Annotated in this window: 16 protein-coding genes; 6 read left to right on the forward strand and 10 right to left on the reverse strand. The window is 46.5% G+C overall.

Annotated features, from left to right (window positions below; all coding sequences use genetic code 11):
- A partial coding sequence (locus KO087_RS06500; protein ID WP_215508111.1) for a hypothetical protein occupies positions 1 to 182 on the reverse strand: 182 nt, incomplete at its 3' end.
- A gap of 105 nt (positions 183 to 287) precedes the next feature.
- Here KO087_RS06500 and miaB point away from each other — a divergent pair.
- From miaB to KO087_RS06525, 5 genes are read left to right on the forward strand one after another with little or no spacing between them, the layout of a single operon-like run.
- Complete coding sequence (gene miaB, locus KO087_RS06505; RefSeq protein WP_215508494.1) at positions 288 to 1,664, forward strand: tRNA (N6-isopentenyl adenosine(37)-C2)-methylthiotransferase MiaB; 1,377 nt, start codon at positions 288 to 290, stop codon at positions 1,662 to 1,664.
- Positions 1,651 to 4,212: a DNA mismatch repair protein MutS gene (gene mutS, locus KO087_RS06510; protein ID WP_215508495.1), complete on the forward strand. Its 2,562-nt coding sequence runs from the start codon at positions 1,651 to 1,653 to the stop codon at positions 4,210 to 4,212. Before miaB ends, mutS begins: the two co-directional genes overlap by 14 nt.
- Positions 4,205 to 6,046, forward strand: a complete 1,842-nt coding sequence (gene mutL, locus KO087_RS06515; RefSeq protein WP_215508496.1) for a DNA mismatch repair endonuclease MutL — start codon at positions 4,205 to 4,207, stop codon at positions 6,044 to 6,046. Before mutS ends, mutL begins: the two co-directional genes overlap by 8 nt.
- The gene (miaA, locus tag KO087_RS06520) at positions 6,043 to 6,981 is read left to right on the forward strand and encodes a tRNA (adenosine(37)-N6)-dimethylallyltransferase MiaA (RefSeq protein WP_215508497.1); all 939 of its coding nucleotides are present in this window, start codon (positions 6,043 to 6,045) and stop codon (positions 6,979 to 6,981) included. Before mutL ends, miaA begins: the two co-directional genes overlap by 4 nt.
- Positions 6,950 to 8,173: a methionine gamma-lyase family protein gene (locus tag KO087_RS06525; protein ID WP_215508498.1), complete on the forward strand. Its 1,224-nt coding sequence runs from the start codon at positions 6,950 to 6,952 to the stop codon at positions 8,171 to 8,173. Before miaA ends, KO087_RS06525 begins: the two co-directional genes overlap by 32 nt.
- 49 nt (positions 8,174 to 8,222) lie before the next feature.
- On the opposite strand, the gene KO087_RS06530 is transcribed toward KO087_RS06525, so the two are convergent.
- The 5 genes from KO087_RS06530 to lexA all read right to left on the reverse strand — a co-directional run bounded on the left by KO087_RS06530 (position 8,223) and on the right by lexA (position 11,717).
- Entirely contained in the window at positions 8,223 to 8,843 is a 621-nt protein-coding gene (locus KO087_RS06530) for a hypothetical protein (protein WP_215508499.1), read from the reverse strand.
- Positions 8,844 to 9,077, reverse strand: coding sequence for a helix-turn-helix transcriptional regulator (locus tag KO087_RS06535; protein ID WP_215508500.1), 234 nt, complete (start codon positions 9,075 to 9,077; stop codon positions 8,844 to 8,846).
- 322 nt (positions 9,078 to 9,399) lie between these two features.
- On the reverse strand, positions 9,400 to 10,329 hold the full coding sequence (locus tag KO087_RS06540) for a hypothetical protein (RefSeq protein ID WP_215508501.1): 930 nt from the start codon (positions 10,327 to 10,329) through the stop codon (positions 9,400 to 9,402).
- 28 nt (positions 10,330 to 10,357) lie between these two features.
- Positions 10,358 to 10,966 (reverse strand): helix-turn-helix domain-containing protein, encoded by a 609-nt coding sequence (locus tag KO087_RS06545; protein WP_215508502.1) that lies wholly within the window; start codon positions 10,964 to 10,966, stop codon positions 10,358 to 10,360.
- A 127-nt stretch (positions 10,967 to 11,093) separates the two neighbouring features.
- Positions 11,094 to 11,717, reverse strand: a complete 624-nt coding sequence (gene lexA / locus KO087_RS06550) for a transcriptional repressor LexA (RefSeq protein WP_215508503.1) — start codon at positions 11,715 to 11,717, stop codon at positions 11,094 to 11,096.
- A 174-nt stretch (positions 11,718 to 11,891) separates the two neighbouring features.
- Between lexA and KO087_RS06555 the strand changes: the two genes are divergently transcribed.
- Positions 11,892 to 12,245 carry a LysM peptidoglycan-binding domain-containing protein gene (locus tag KO087_RS06555; RefSeq protein ID WP_215508504.1) on the forward strand — a complete coding sequence of 118 codons (354 nt, stop codon included), beginning with the start codon at positions 11,892 to 11,894 and terminating at the stop codon, positions 12,243 to 12,245.
- Between the two features lie 832 nt (positions 12,246 to 13,077).
- On the opposite strand, the gene KO087_RS06560 is transcribed toward KO087_RS06555, so the two are convergent.
- The 4 genes from KO087_RS06560 to KO087_RS06575 form a co-directional block, all read right to left on the reverse strand.
- Positions 13,078 to 14,082, reverse strand: coding sequence for a tyrosine recombinase XerC (locus tag KO087_RS06560; protein ID WP_215508505.1), 1,005 nt, complete (start codon positions 14,080 to 14,082; stop codon positions 13,078 to 13,080).
- A gap of 63 nt (positions 14,083 to 14,145) precedes the next feature.
- A complete protein-coding gene (gene rny, locus KO087_RS06565; protein ID WP_215508506.1) occupies positions 14,146 to 15,693 on the reverse strand; it encodes a ribonuclease Y in 1,548 nt (515 codons plus the stop codon).
- A 147-nt stretch (positions 15,694 to 15,840) separates the two neighbouring features.
- Positions 15,841 to 16,506: a P-loop NTPase family protein gene (locus KO087_RS06570; protein WP_215508507.1), complete on the reverse strand. Its 666-nt coding sequence runs from the start codon at positions 16,504 to 16,506 to the stop codon at positions 15,841 to 15,843.
- Complete coding sequence (locus tag KO087_RS06575) at positions 16,503 to 16,742, reverse strand: hypothetical protein (protein WP_215508508.1); 240 nt, start codon at positions 16,740 to 16,742, stop codon at positions 16,503 to 16,505. Before KO087_RS06575 ends, KO087_RS06570 begins: the two co-directional genes overlap by 4 nt.

A 16,742-nucleotide genomic window follows, 5' to 3' on the forward strand; every position in this document is an offset into this window, starting at 1 on the left:
TTGCAATCAATGGTAATCAGGCGTCTTTCTTCTGAAACACCGGTGACCTCGACATCTTGGATTCCTAAAAGTAATGTGGTAATATTGTTTTGCACTTGTTTGCCCCCCTTTATTATTTTGTGGTGATTTAATTTTAGGTGATTAGGAAAACAAGTGCTATCTTTTTGCACAAAAATATCCATTAAGGAGGTTACTCCCCAATGGATATTATAGAGCCTTTTTTCATGCCCGAAAATTCAATTTCAACTATGGTATAATGGGAAGAACTGTGAATTAAAGGAGTAAGCATGGAAGAAAAATTTCAACAATTAATCGATCGTGTGAAAGACATTCACGGCGGTCAAACCTACGTCATCACCACCCACGGATGCCAAATGAACGAACACGATTCGGAAAAAATAAAAACATTATTAAATACCATGGGCTTTAAAGAGATCGATGAGGAAGAAGATGCGGATTTAGCGATCATCAACACCTGTTCCGTTCGCCACAGCGCGGAAGACAAAGTCATCGGGCATATCGGGCGCTTAAAGCACATAAAAAAGAAAAATAAAGACTTGAAAGTAGCCGTCTGCGGCTGCATGATGCAGCGAAAAGAATCCAGAGATAATGTGCTGAACACGTTTAATCACGTGGATATCGTCTTCGGCACGAACAACATCTACCGCTTGCCTCAGCTGATTTTACAAAGCGACGACAAAAAAAACGCCGTGGTGGATATTGACGAAAGCTATACGAATTTCGACAATCAAATTTATTCCCGAACGTCGGGAAATGCCGCTTACGTGAATATCGTCTACGGTTGCAATAATTTCTGTACCTACTGCATCGTGCCCTACACCCGCGGCCGCGAGGTCTCCAGAGAGCCCGAAGATATTTTAGACGAAATTAAAAATCTCGTAGCGGACGGGGTCAACGAAGTAACCCTTTTGGGTCAAAATGTGAACTCCTACGGAAAAAACTTAAAGGAAAAAATCACATTTGCCGAGCTTCTGCGCATGGTGCACGACGTGGAGGGGATCGAGCGCATCCACTTTACCACATCCCACCCGAAGGATATGTCCGATGATTTAATTGCCTGCTACAGGGATCTGCCGAAGCTCGCAAATTACCTCCACCTTCCCGTGCAATCCGGTTCGAATCGCGTGTTGAAGATGATGAACCGTCACTACACCAGGGAAGATTACTTTACATTGATCGACAAAGTGCGCGCCGTTCGTCCGGACATTTCCCTTTCCACGGATATTATGGTGGGTTTTCCCGGCGAGACGGAAGAAGATTTCGAAGATACGTTGGATTTAGTGAAGCGGGTAAAATACGACAATGCCTTCACCTTTATCTACTCCAGACGGGAAGGCACCCGCGCCGATCAAATGGAAAATCAAATACCGAAGGAAGTGAAGGACGCCCGGTTTCAGCGCCTTTTAGATGCGGTTTATGCCATTCAACGGGAAAAGTATGAAGCCCTGCACGGCACGGTGCAAGAGGTGCTTTTTGAATCGGCGAGTAAAAACGATCCGACGAAAATGAGCGGCCGAACCGCCGGATTTAAATTGGTCCACGCGCCCTACGATGCCGCATCTATCGGCAAGATGGTGCCGGTCAAGATCACGGGAGGCAATACATTCTCTTTAGAAGGAGAAATTGTTCATGGAAAGCAGTGAATTTGAAAAATTAACGCCGGCCATGCGCCACTACGTTGAAACAAAAAATAAAAACCCCGATGCCTTTTTATTTTATCGCCTCGGGGATTTTTACGAGCTCTTTTTTAAGGATGCCATCGTCGTTTCTGATCTGCTGGATTTAACGCTTACGAAAAAAAGCGGCGGACTGGATGAAAAAATTCCCATGTGCGGCGTGCCCTATCGCGTGGCCAATCAATATGTGAAGCGCTTGGTAAAAATGGGCTATTCCGTGAGCATTTGCGATCAGGTGGAAGACCCGAAACTAGCCAAGGGCCTGGTTAAGAGAGAAATTACCAAGGTCGTCACTCCCGGGACGTTTATTGACGAAGATGAAGGGGATGAAACCCGCATTCTGACCAGCATCGCCCAAGAGGGAAAGATCGTAGAGTTGGCACATTGCGATTATCCGGCGGGAAAAGTATATATGGATCGAAAAGTCTGCTGGGACAAGCGGGAAATCGAAAGCTTTCTCGAAAAACAGTTTTCTCTTTACCGCCCGGCGGAAATTCTCTACAGCCATACTTTCTCAAATAAGGCGACGATTCGAAAACTGGCGAAGCGCTACGATGTCTTAAAAAGCAGCGAAGTGTCTCGCGAGCACAGAGAAATTTTGGCGTCCTATGAAGAGCTGAATCGGAGCATCGATTACGACAGCCTTGCCCTCGCCAATCTTCTCGATTATTTGGAGGCGACCCAGTATCATCAACAGACCCACCTCCATATCTCCGCACGAGAGGATCACGATGCGGCCATGGACCTCTCAGAGACGACCATTCGAAATTTAGAGCTTGTAAACAATAATCATGACAATCAAAAGGAACACTCCCTCTACGCCATCTTGGATCACTGCAAGACGAGAATGGGAAGTCGCTACTTGCGCACGTCTATTTTGCGTCCTTTAATGGATGAAAAAACATTAAATGAACGCTACGATCGCATCGATTCCCTTCACGACGATCGAATTTTATTCGACGATTTGCAGGAGCAGCTGTCGGGAATCTACGACATCGACCGCCTGTCCATTTACATTGCCAATGAAACCATGACGCCAAAACAGATTGAGCGACTCGTAAAGAGTTTGGAGGCGGTGCAGCTGATTGTTCGGCTTCTTAAGAAGGCAGAGAACAAAGCGCTACTTAAAATTTTTGACGGTGTGGATCTTATGGAAGACATCTCGGATCAGTTGCGGGAAATTTTTATCGACGAACTTCCGGCAAATTATCGGGAGCAGCGCTTCATTGCTCATGGCGTGGACGAGGAGCTGGATCGACTTTTCGCTCTTTCTGAAAGCGGCAAGCAATGGATTTTGCAGCTGGAAGAAAAGGAGCGGGAAGCCAGCGGCATTAAGAATCTGCGGATTAAGTACAATAAAATACTGGGTTACTTTTTCGAGGTGTCGAAATCCTATGTGGATCAAGCGCCGGAGTATTTTATACGAAAACAAACCCTCGTGGGAAGCGAACGATTTTTCACCGAAGAGCTGAAAAATAGGGAAGAGGAAATCCTCCACGGCAAAGAGCGCGCACTCGATCGCCAATTGGAGCTTTTGGAGGCCATTCAAAAGCGCATCGCATCAAAACTCTCCGCCATTCAACACTTGTCCGAAGCCATACAGAAACTGGATGTGGCCTGTGCCCTGGCAGAGGTGGCGGAGCGTTACAATTACCGTCGCCCCCGCTTTAACGACGGCGGCGTACTCTTTATTAAAGACGGACGCCATCCCGTAGTGGAGCGCACCATCGAAGAGCCCTATATTCCCAACGACACCTACTTAGACGACGAGAAAGTTCTTCTTCAGATTATCACCGGGCCCAATATGGCAGGTAAATCCACCTACATGCGCCAAGTGGCTTTGATTCAGATTATGGCTCAAATCGGCTCATTTGTCCCGGCGGAAGAGGCGAATCTGCCCATGGTGGATCAAATCTTTACGCGGATCGGCGCCTCCGATTACCTGACGCGGGGTCAGTCTACTTTTATGGTCGAGATGACGGAGGTGGCGGAAATTTTGCGCCTCGCCACGGCGCGTTCCCTGATTCTCTTCGACGAAGTGGGGAGGGGCACCAGCACCTACGACGGCCTTTCCATCGCCTGGTCCATTATCGAATATATTTATAAAGACGTTCGCGCGAAGACCCTTTTTGCCACCCACTATTTCGAGCTCACGGAACTGGAAAATCGCTACGACGGCATTTTAAATGTGACCGTGGCCACGGAAGAGGTAGACGACGAAATCCGATTCTTAAGAAAAATTATCGTCGGCCAAAGCAATTACTCCTTCGGTATCGACGTAGCGAAGCTTGCTGGCGTAAAAGAAGAAGTCATCGAGCGGGCGCGAAATGTTCTCGATCATTTGGAATCCGACGGTCGGGGCAAAGCCGTAGAATCTGTAGGAAACGAAATCGTCGTCGCCGACAACGGACCGGATCCCTTGCGGGAAAAAATCCGCTCCATCGACATTAATCAAACGACGCCTCTAGAAGCCCTCATGCTTCTCGAGTCCTTAAAGGAGGATGCCGATGCGTGAAATTTATGCATTAAGCGATCAGACCATTTCTCAAATCGCCGCCGGTGAAATTATCGAAAATCCCGCCTCCATCATTAAGGAGCTGGTCGAAAATGCCATCGACGCAAATGCCGATCGAATCAGCATTCGTCTGTCGGATAATCTTTTAGACGAAATTCGCATCGCCGACAATGGCGACGGCATCGAAAAAAGCCAGATTACCAAGGCATTTTCCCGCCACGCCACATCGAAGCTCCGCACCATCTCCGATTTGGATATGATCACGAGCTTAGGCTTTCGCGGCGAGGCCTTGGCGAGTATCGCCCATATCAGCCAAATGGAATGCGTAACCAAGACCGCCAATAGCGACTTCGCCTATCGATTCACTGTGGAAAAAGGTGTCGTATCCCGAGGGGAGCCCGTGGGCGCTCCTGTAGGCACGACGATGATCGTGCGGGATATTTTTTACAACACGCCGGTGAGGAAAAAGTTTTTAAACACTACGACAAAAGAAATTCGCCGCATCGTCGAAGTGGTGGAACTATTGGCTCTGAGCCATCAGGACGTCTCCATCCACCTGTCCCGCAATCAAAAGACCCTGCTGCATTCGAAAGTTTCCGACGACAAGATCAATCATATCTATTCCATTCTCGGCAAGGACATTGCGAAAAATCTCCTGCCTATTTCCTTCGATACGGAATCCTACAAAATCGAGGGCTTTATCGGCAATAACTTGCTTCACCGTGCCACGCCGGATCGTGAGTTTTTATTCGTAAACGGCCGCGGCGTCAAGAGCAACGACATCGCCCGAGCCATTCGAAAAGTGTACCGTTCTTTAATTCCTTTGAACCATTACCCGGTCTATGTTCTTTACATTACCATTGATCCCATATTAATCGATGTGAACATTCACCCGCAAAAGCAAACCATTCGACTGTCTAATGAAAATCAACTGACGACGATTTTGCAGCGTTTGGTGGAAGAGAAACTTCTGCCTAAGCGGGAGATCCCTTCGATCGATGCCCTAAATGAAAATACTAAAGAAGGGGAAGCGCAGGTACCGGAAAAAACAATCTTTGAGCTGAGCAGAGAACGGAAGATCGAGAGAGAAAAGCCGAAAACACCGACTTTTGATTTTTCTGATCTCGCGCCTCTTGCGGCGGAAGACAGAAGAACGTACGGGGATAAAACAGAGCCTTTGCTCCCGGAACCCTTCGCCGATACATCAGCAATCAATGTGGATATGGCGCCGGAAAAAGCGAGGCCGCTGGATGTGAGCCTCTACCAATTTTTAGCCGTGGTGTTCAAAACCTATGTCCTGTTTGAAAACAAAAGGGATCACCGCGTCCTTATGGTAGATCAACACGCGGCCCACGAACGAATCCTTTACGAGCGCTACAGCAAACAAATTCGCGACCGCGCCGTAGCGACACAACTCTTGCTTGCACCCTTGACCATTCACTTAAGTCCCGAGGAAATGCACGCCGTAAATACCCACATCGCCGATTACGAACAGCTGGGCATTTTTCCCGAAGTCTTCGGCGAGCAGGACATCGTGATCCGGGAGGTCCCGGAGCATTTATTAATCGACGATTTTCGGCAATTCTTTTTGGACTCCATTCATCTACTGGACGAGGGCGTCAATGTGAAGGAGCAGAACATTTATAAAATCATGCGCCTCGCCTGCAGAAGCGCCATTAAAGCCGGAGATAGGATTTCCGAAGAAGAAGCTTATGCTCTTCTCGAGGAATTAAACGACGCGGATACGCCCTTTACTTGTCCGCACGGGCGGCCCACCATGATTCACGTGGAAAAGCGCGCCTTCGAAAAACTGTTTTTAAGGGAGGGACTATGAAGCCTTTGATTTTAATTACCGGGCCCACGGGTTCGGGGAAATCGGATCTTTCCGTGGCCCTCGCAAAAAAACTTCAAACGGAAATTATTTCCGCGGATTCCGTCCAGGTCTACCGCGGTTTTACTATCGGTAGCGGAAAAATCATGCCTCGGGAGACGGTGGGCATCATCCATCATCTAATCGACATAAAAGAGCCCGAGGAATTTTATTCCGCCGCCGATTTTTACGAGGCCGCCGCGCCGATTTTCGAAGATCTATGGCAAAGGGGAAAAATACCCATCGTCTGCGGAGGAACGGCCCTTTACATTCACAGCTTGATTTACGATTTGAATTTTTCTGAAAAACCCTCTTCCGAAAGTCGGAATCAGCTTAATCGCCTTTATGAAAAACATGGCCTGAGCTACATGGTGGATTTGTTGAAAGAAAAAGACGTGACCATGGCGGAGGCTGTGGATCTAAACAATCCCCGCCGGGTGATTCGCGCCCTTGAGCGGATCGAATCCGGCCACGTGGAAACAGAGCAACTTCGGAAAAAACGCAAAGGCATCGATCCTCTGTATATCGTTTTGGATTGGGCGCGGGAGGACCTCTATACGCGCATTAACCGCCGCGTGCTGAAAATGGTGGATGCCGGACTCTTTGATGAGGTGGATGAGCTCTATAAGGCCTATGGTAGTGGTGTAAAGCCCATGGGATCCATCGGCTACAAAGAAGTAGTGAAGTATTTAAAAGGGGAGTGGGATAAGGCCACCGCCATCGAAAAAATCCAGCAGCATTCCAGAAATTTTGCCAAGCGGCAAATGACCTGGTTTCGCAAGGAAGAAGACGCGGTGTTCATTCCCATGTCTGAACTAACGAAAGATGCGGCACTTGAGAAGATTTTAGAACTGGAGAGAGAAAAATATGGTAGAGATTGCGGATTTAAAGGCGATTGAAGGGAGCCTTCAAGAACCTTTCGCTGTCCTTGACGAAATATGTCTGTTTAATCAAGAAAAAGTATTAAAGGCCCTGCAGTCCGTGCGCTTGGCGTCGACAGATTTCAACTGGGCGACGGGATACGGCTACGGCGACGTAGGCAGAGAAAAGGTGGAGGCCGTTTACGCCGCCCTTTTTCGTACGGAAGATGCATTGGTGCGGCCCAATATGGTATCCGGCACCCACGCCATTGCCCTGGCCATTAAAGCCCTCACGAAAGCGGGAGATACCATCGCCTCCGTGTCCGGCTCTCCCTACGACACCTTGCATAAAGTCCTTGGCACCGCAGGGGATGCGCCGGGGAATTTAAGATCCCGCGGCATCGACTACAGAGAGCTTCCCTTAAAAGACGGCGCCATGGATTACGAGGCCATAAGCGATTTTGTATCCCATGACGCGGATCTCGTGATCATGCAGCGCTCCACCGGCTATTCCAATCGACGGGCCTTTACCGTCGATGAAATTAAGCGGGCGGTGGAAGAAATAAGAAAGAGCTATGACGGCATTATTTTTCTAGACAATTGCTACGGAGAATTTACGGAAAAAATCGAGCCCACGGAAATCGGCGTCGATGTCATGGCGGGCTCCCTCATTAAAAATCCCGGCGGCGGCCTGAGCCTTTCCGGCGGCTACGTAGTGGGAAGTGAAGAGAACATCGAACGGGTGGCGGCGGACCTGACGGCGCCCGGAATAGGCAAGGAATGCGGTCTTTCCTTCGGGCAAACCCGAAACACCTTAATGGGCCTGTTTCTCGCGCCTCATCGCGTGGCACAGTGTATTAAAGGCGCCATGCTTTTCGCCAAAACCTTCGAGACCATGGGCTATGACTGCGTTCCCGCGGCCACAGACCCGAGAAGCGACATCGTACAATCCATCGCCTTAGAGACGCCGGAGAATCTGATTCGCTTTTGCCGCGCCATCCAGGCCGCATCGCCGGTGGATTCCCACGTCACGCCTTATCCCTGGGACATGCCCGGCTACGAAGATCAGGTGATTATGGCGGCGGGCGGCTTTATCGAAGGCAGCAGCATTGAATTGTCCGCCGACGGGCCTATGCGCCCGCCTTACCGCGTGTATTTCCAAGGCGGCCTTACTTACGAACACATTAAGCTCGCCCTGATTCAGGTGCTCCAAGCACTAGAAGAAGCATAAAAAAACCCCGAGAACTTCCGATGGAGGGGAAGCTCGGGGTCATTTTTTATTACGAATAAACGGCGAGTAAGCGCTTAGATTCCAATTCAGTTAAAGGATTGATAAATTTCTTATTTACTTCTAACTCAAATTCAATACAATTATGATTATTTAATTCAAGACCATGATCTTTTCTAGATTTTTTTCCTTCCGACTTTGTAGATATTATTTCTTTTCCCCTAAATAAATCTAGAAAAGAAATAGCATTTGATGCATTATCTTTAACGTAAATTCCATATTCTCCATCATCCGGAATAGTAAACTTTACCTCATCTTCTGGGCTTTCTACCCTCTTTTTTATAGGAGCACCATAATCATTATAGCCCCAGCCAGCGTTAATGTCTTCGGCAGGCAAAATACCTACTTCTAAATCGTTTCCTTTTAAAGACTTTAACTTAATGACTACGATATCACCTTTTTTCCACTTTTCTCTAGCAAAAGTAGCTACACTTTCTTTTAACAAGCGGATTTGAAAATCCGTAGATCCTTTTGTATCTCTAGATTCTACTAAAAAATTCTTGCTTGAAAAGCATTTTGCATCGTTGCTTTTTTTCGCAGCCATTACCACATTCGGATTAAAAACTAATGCAAAAAGCAAAAGTGCTATTGAAAATTTTTTTATATTCTTCATTTAATTTCCTCCTATGCCTTTATGACACTGTTCACACTCAAACTTATCAAAATCAAATAGTGTATAAATACATGTATTTAGTTTGTTTGCAATTTCAATTGCCACTGAAATTGTAGCTTGAGCCTCTCCACGTTCCAAAAGACTAATGTATTGTCTTGTTACACTTAACTCATAGGCTAATTCTTGTTGAGTTAATCCTTTTTCTTTCCTAACTTGTTTTATTCTATTTCCCAAAGTATTTTGAACCTACCTATCTAACATTCTCAATTTAACCTTAATATAGCATATTCCTTTTTATGATGCAATTATATTTGCAAAATTATTAGAATTTATCAAAGTCCTCTTGTATAGCTACTTACCAACACTTGAACTCGTTTTTCGAATCGGCATCATAGCCCTGTAATAAACATCCCCCGGCGTAGCCGGGGGATGTTTATTCATGCTAAAGCGCACAACAAAAAGGAGCCTAGTTTTCACTAGACTCCCCAATGGTTGACATAGAACCAAAAAAATCCCCGAGATCTTCCGATGAATGGGAAGCTCGGGGATTTTTGTATTACGAATAGATCGAAAGCAGGCGCTGAAATTCTAGAATATCTGTGTAGCCCTTTTTTGTGCCGGAGCCTAAGTTGTAGCCATGCTTTTTGAGCCTTATATCGCGGCATAAGAGCTGCAGCTCATGGGGCGAGGGCAGTTGACCAAAGGTATACACGGGGACACCTTCTTTGACAGATTCCACCATAAAGTCCGTAATGATTAAATCGTAGGGCAATTGCGTCAATTGATTCATGTCGATGCGGTAGCCGTCGTACAATTCGGCATGAATTAAATTCGACGATCCCTTGTTGATTAAGTGGACCAGCGATTCGCCGTAGAAGGCGTCGTTTTGACAGACCACCAGTGCCTTAAGGGGTTCGCGTCCGTAAAAAAGCTGGGAAAGAAGATCCGGCCACAAACTGTAAAAAGCCAAAGTCAATTCGTCGATTCGGTAATCGCCGAACTCCGGAAACTCTGAAACAAATTCTTTAAAAATAGCCGTGACCTCGGTGTGGAGCTCGGGATTTGCCAAAGAAACATAGGCGAGAAGATAGGTCGATCTCTTGAGGAAAAACTCCTTTTTCTTAAAATTAGACAGGCGGTAGGTAAAGTAAGCCGCCAAGGAACGATACAATCCGTCGCGATCCTCTAATTGCAAATGAAATTGATCCAAAAAGCCGGGTAAACGGGACTCAAAAAAGGCTTCGCAGCGTTTAATGGATTGCAGCCGTTCGTCTAAAAGATCCGTATCGTCGAAGAGCATGGGATTTTCTTCCGCGTAAAAGATAGATAAGACGCTGATTAGAAGATCCACGGTGGAATCCACTTGTTGCTTCGGCATAACATCCTTCGCCAAATCATTGATGACGCTGTCCGTGGCCAGTCCTTTTGCCTTGGCGACTAAATCATCGCGGAAATTCTCCGTATGGATCGGATGCCCATTAAGCAAACGGAAAAAAGAGACGGCAATCGCTACTTTAATGTAAATGTGTTGCGCACAGGGAAGGGGAGAAGTGGAGATAATTATACATGCGTTGGGCGAATGTTTCTACGACATCTTCCCGTATCGTTCCGGTAAAGGGCCAGTCTCTGGGATGCAACATGGTCTCCATAAACATGTTCACGTAAAATTTCTGAATCTCCTCTTCCTCGCCTTGCAGTTTGAAATCAGAATAGGAAAAAGTGAGGTCATAAACGTCGGGCAATAGCTCGTTAAACTGTTGTACGTGGCGGTAAATAGAGGTCTCGCTGAAGCCCAATTCAAAAGCGAGATCGTTTTTTTTAATATTAGGTTCAAAAAAAGAGTTGAGAAGAATCTTATAGAGCAAAGATTCGCGAAGCAGCAATTTTTTCATGCCGATCAGGCCAAAATTCGAACGGAATTGCACGTAGAGCATGGTGCCGCTATAGTAAAAATCGGCGTAATCCTTGAACTTTTCCTCTATAATCTGAACATAGTTGCGCATCGTCTTTTTGGTGACGCCGATGACGACGGCCAGATCAGCCAATTGAATCCATTTATTTTGCGCTTTATAAAGAATGGTCAGAAGATCCATTAAATTCTTTTCCTGGTTTAAAATTAACATAAAGCCCCCTGTTTAAAGAGATCCTAGTCGTATTTATTCATTATAATATAAGGTTTAATATACGAAAAGCCGTAAAAATCAGCTAAAAGAAAACCTGCCGCCGAGTCGGACCCGACAGCAGGTTTATTTAAAACAGGCGATAAAGGCCGATGACGCGGCCCAACACCTTGAGATCATCCACGTAAATAGGCGCCATGGTGCTGTTTTCCGGCTGGAGACGGAAGCGGTGATTTTCTTCATCGCGATAGAAGGTCTTGATGGTGGCCTCGTCTTCAATGAGGGCCAGGATAATTTCCCCCTCATTGGCAGAAGAAGTGGGCTCGATTAACACTTGATCGCCGTCCAAAATGCCGGCTTCAATCATGCTCTCGCCCTGAACGGTTAAGAAGAAGAGATTGCGGTCTTTTACAAAATCCGTAGCTAAAGGCACCGTATCCGAAATATTTTCCGAGGCTAAAATAGGCAACCCGGCGGCGACGCGGCCGAGAATGGGAATGTCGGTGGTTTTCTTTTTCGCAGAAAGAAAATCGTCGTCTTGATGAATCACCTCGATGGCCCGATTAATGGTGGCGCCGCGGCGAATATAATTTTTCAGCTCCAGCTTTTCTAAATTGGAGTGAACAGTCGAGGTGCTTTTAATATTGCAACCATTGCAGATTTCACGAATAGAAGGGGGGTAGCCGTTGGAATCGATAAAGCGTTTAATGTAAAAGAGAATTTCCATTTCCCTTTTTTCAAGATCTTCATACATAGTTTATAATCGCTCCTTTTCATGGGGTACATTTAGTATATCAGAGACGAACAAACATTTCAAACATACATTCAAAAAAGCTTGACAGGAAACAATTGTTCAGATACAATTGGAACAAACGTACGAACATAGATTCAAACATACGACCGAACATTTAGTTCATGGAGGCATGAAATGAATAAACGAAAAACCATGAATCATCCCTGTCAAATAAAAAAACGCCCTTCTGCACGGGCCATTAAAAATAGAAAGCGTCTTCGCTTGCTGCCCATCATTCTACTTTTGTTAATGAGCATTATGGGAACCACCGTTCCGAAGAGCATGGGAAGCTATCAGGTGCGGGAAGCCTATTGTGTGAAGCCGGGAGATACCCTGTGGTCCATCGCATCGTCTTACGCCGACGAGGGAGACGATTTGCGCCTCATGATCCATCGCATGGTAGAAGCCAACGACTTAGCGGACAACTGCACCCTGAAGCCCGGAGAGACGATTTACGTCGTGTTGGATGAGCGCGAATTGGGAAATTAATTGCCCCTTAAGGATGCATGCAAATTAAGTTCCGCACATTCAGAGACGATGCTTTCGACGAATCCCTAGGATATAAAAGCAAATGGTAAAAGGACCGATCTTTTGCCATTTGCTTTTTTCGTGCATTTCTTGTGAATGAAAGAAGACAGAAGAGGCCCGCATAAAAGGATGGCGTATTAAACCAACAAATATTTAGTCACAAAACATAAATTTTGTGACTAAAGCAGGCTATTCAAAACAGAAGGAGCCCGAAGTTCGCTTTAAGGCATTTAAAGCGGCCACGTGATGTCCCTATGCATCCCTATGAATTTTCGATTTAAAGGCTTTAAATTTGATGCTGCGACTTTATTTTAAGCTAAGGATGGATCCTTTAGTCAGCCTTGATTATACTATAAAATATTCGCGTGCGTCTGCCTCAGTATGATCCGACAAACTTTCGCCGGCAATCTTTATTCATAAAGAGCCTCGCTTTTTAAATCAATCTTACTTCTCGACATTGGCCATCATGAGATACTTAACAAATTTTAAAACCTCCTCTACTTTATTGCAGAGGAGGTTTTTGCTTGACTAATCTCAGTTCAACGACGTATTGGCTTATCGTTTAATGGATCCGGACAAGGATGTCGTCGTTTCTTGAAATTGACGCCGTAGGATCGAACTAGCGGGCTTTTTATTCGTAAGGCATATGGATATGCCCGGCTAATAATAAAAACCGCTATTCGTTACCTGTAGGCCATGAAAAAATAAGTTCTATATTTCAAAGAATCGTTTTGTTAAAAAACGAGGCACCGAAAATAGATCGAATGTTCGAACATATGATTCTCCCAAAAAGCTACATCTTTTCTTTTTTTGCGTCCTCAAGCATCTTTTCCACATCTTCGATATTGGCCAGCGGGTTTTGGCTCATGGTGTGGCGAATATCTTCCATATTGACGTGGGTGTAGATTTGCGTCGTGGAAATGGATTCGTGACCGAGGATTTCCTGAAGGGACTTCAGGTCTTCGTCGCCGAATTGATACATCAAGGTGGCCGCCGTGTGGCGCAGTTTATGCACGGTGTATTTTTTCGTATCGAATCCCGCGTTTTTTAAATGTTTTTCCAACATATGCTGAATGGAGCGATTGCTCATGCGGCTTTTGCGCATACTTAAAAAGAGGGCTTCCTCCACTTCCAAGCCTTCGGCCTTTCGTTGCGCCAAGTAAGCGTCGATGGCGCGCTTAACCGTGTCGTTTAAATAGACCAGCCGCTCCTTGGAACCTTTCCCCCAAATGCGCAGGGTGCGGTCTTTGTTTAGGTCTTCCACATTTAATGACGCGAGCTCGCTAAGGCGCAGGCCGCAGTTTAAAAATAGGGTGGCGATGGCGTAGTCCCGGCGGCGAAAGATTTCTTTCTGCTTAAAATTTTGAATAAAATGCAAAAGCCGTACGGCCTCTTCCAATGTTAAGTAGACGGGAAGAGAGCGTTCGATTTTCGGCATGTCGATATTTTCCGTCGGGTTTTTATCCAAGACATCCACTTTGTAGGTCAAGTAATCGAAAAAAGAGCGCACGGAAGAAATTTTTCGGAATTTCGTTCGGCTGCTGTTTTGCCTTTCCCGATCCAAGTAGGAAATGTAGGCGTAAACATCGCCCTTATCGATCTGTTCTAAAAGGGCCTTATCCACCCCATCGATGTCCACGTCGTCTAGGGAATCTACAGCGAGGCCTTCTTTTCGAACGCGCATATAGCGCAGAAACTGCCGTATGTCGTAGTAATATTCTTTAATCGTGCCGTCGCTGCGTCCCTTGGCGGCACGCAGGTAATTTAAGTAGTCGTCCAGTATATTCGAGCGAATCATGTCTCACCTCGTAACTATCATAGCAAAGAAAACAAGAAAAAACCCGCCCGTAGGCAGGTTTTTTTATTTGGCGTATTCGATGGCGCGGGTTTCGCGGATCACATTGACTTTGATCTGACCGGGGAAATCAAGCTGTGCTTCGATTTCGTTGGCGATGTTTCTAGCCGTGGTCACCATGTGGGCCTCGTCGATTTCCTTGGGTTTTACGATAATACGCAATTCCCGACCGGCTTGTACGGCGTAGGATTTTTCGATGCCGTCGAAACCGGTGGCGATTTCTTCCAATTGTTCCAATCGTTTAATGTAGTTTTCGATGGTTTCACGTCGTGCACCGGGTCGAGCCGCACTAATGGCGTCGGCCGCCTGGACTAAGACGGATTCCAGAGAATCGAATTCCACGTCGCCGTGATGGGCTTCGATGCCGTTGATAACGGCTTCAGGCTCCTTGTAGCGCCGCGCAAGTTCCACACCTAATTCCACGTGGGGTCCTTCCACTTCGTGGTCGATGGATTTTCCTAAATCGTGGAGCAATCCGGCACGTCTCGCCAGTTTCGAATCGATACCGATTTCTTCGGCTAAGTAGCCGGCAATTTTCGATACTTCAACGGAGTGGCGCAGACAGTTTTGTCCAAAGCTGGTACGGAATTTCAAACGGCCCAAGTACTTCACCAGTTCAGGGTGAAGGCCGTGAACACCGGCTTCAAATGCCGCTTCCTCGCCGCTTTCCTTGATAATATCATCCACTTCCTGTCTCGCCTTTTCCACCGTGTCTTCGATGCGCGTCGGGTGGATTCTCCCGTCAAGAACGAGTTTTTCCAGCGTCAGGCGTGCAATTTCTCGGCGAATAGGATTAAAGGAAGAGACGACGACCGCTTCCGGCGTATCGTCGATGATTAAATCGACGCCGGTTAACGCTTCGATGGCGCGAATGTTTCGGCCTTCTCGACCGATAATGCGGCCTTTCATCTCGTCGTTGGGCAAGTTGACCACGGAGACCGTGGACTCGGCAACCTCGTCGGCGGCGATCCGTTGAATGGCGTGTACGATAACGTCTTGGGCGATTTTTTTGCTTTCGTCTTTGACGTAGCGTTCGTATTCACGAATCTTCACTGCCGATTCCTGTGTCAACTCATTTTCCAATTCGTTGAGAAGGATTTGCTTGGCTTCTTCTTTCGATAAGCCGGAGATCCGTTGAATTTCTTCGGACTTTTTGTCCACCAATTCGTCGATCAAATCTTCCTTCTCTTGAATACGTGCTTGTTGATCGAAAATTTGGCTTTCCTTTTTTTCCAAGGTAGCACTTTTCGATTGAAGCAGGTCTTCTTTAGAATTCAAACGATCTTCATAGCGCTGCAGTTCGATTTTTCGAGCATCACTTTCCTGTTGGACCGTATCCCGAAGCTTGTGAATTTCCTCTTTCGCTTGGAATAAAATATCGCGTTTATTGTTTTCGGCTTCACGTTCCGCATCAATAATGATATTCTTCGCTAGTTCTTCCGCATGGTTGAGCTTTCCTTCAGCCAATGATTTGCGTAAAAAATAACCAATAGCTACTCCGAGGATTCCAATTACCAATAATGCCCCTATAAAGGGTACTAAATAGGCGGGCATATGGAACACCTCCTTATTTAATTTTCATGATTCAGATGGTATAAACCACTTGTTTATTATATCATAATTTGAATCTTTTGTTTTGCTGATTTATGTTTGCACCATTCTTTGCAGTAAAAAAGGACCGCAATGGGCAGTCCCTTTGTGTCATGACGACGCTTCGGCCTCGGCAATGAGCTCGACGACGTCGCTTGTGCCGTTTCGTATGTCGACGCGAAAGGCCTTGTCACAGATATTTGTCAGGTAATCGTTGTGGGTGACCATGATAATTTGTCTGGAAAATAGGCGGGAACATTCCTTCACGAATTCCCCCATGTTGAAAATGTAGTCGTCGCTGATGTGCTTGCCCGGCTCGTCGAGAAAAAGGGGCCCGTCCATTTTCGGCTGGTGATTCTCCAAAAAGGCGATGCGAAGGGCCAGGCTTACAATATCCACTACGCCCCCGCCTCGGCTCATTTCCGGTTTTGTCTTTACCTTATAGTCGCCGTAATCGGATTCCACGAAAAACTCGGCGATGGGAAGCCCGCGCTTTTCGGAGAGATCCACAATAAATCGGGAGCTGTTTTGCATAATGTAGGCGATGGATTGGGTGACGATGTCTTCGATTTGGTGTGTGGCCTGATTTCTCGAGAAGTCGGCTGCTTTTTGGAGGAGAAAGACTACGCCGTTGAGCTTTTTTTCCTCCGCTTCCACTTCTTTGATCGCCACTCGTTTTTTTTCAACCTGTTCGAGAATGGAATCGCGAATGCCCTCCCGTCGGCTGACTTCCTTTGAAAAGCGTTCAAAGCGTTGGCAGGCCTCTTCGTAGGTCATGCCTGTTCCTCGGGCAGAAGTTTTTCCGCCTCGTCGAGCAGGCGAAGGATTTCGGATTCCATGCGCTTAATTTCGTCTTCCAAAGTGTCCGGATCGAATCCAAGGGCCTTGATCTTTTCATTTAATTCCTTTTCTTCACGCTCCAGCTCTTCCATTCGCCACTCGGCGCGCTTGCGCGTATCCTTGGCCTGTTCGTAGCGCTGATTTAATTCGCTGATCCGTTGTTCTAAATTCAT

The organism is Peptoniphilus rachelemmaiella (assembly GCF_943169845.1).
GTDB classification, from domain to species: Bacteria; Bacillota; Clostridia; order Tissierellales; family Peptoniphilaceae; genus Aedoeadaptatus; species Aedoeadaptatus rachelemmaiella.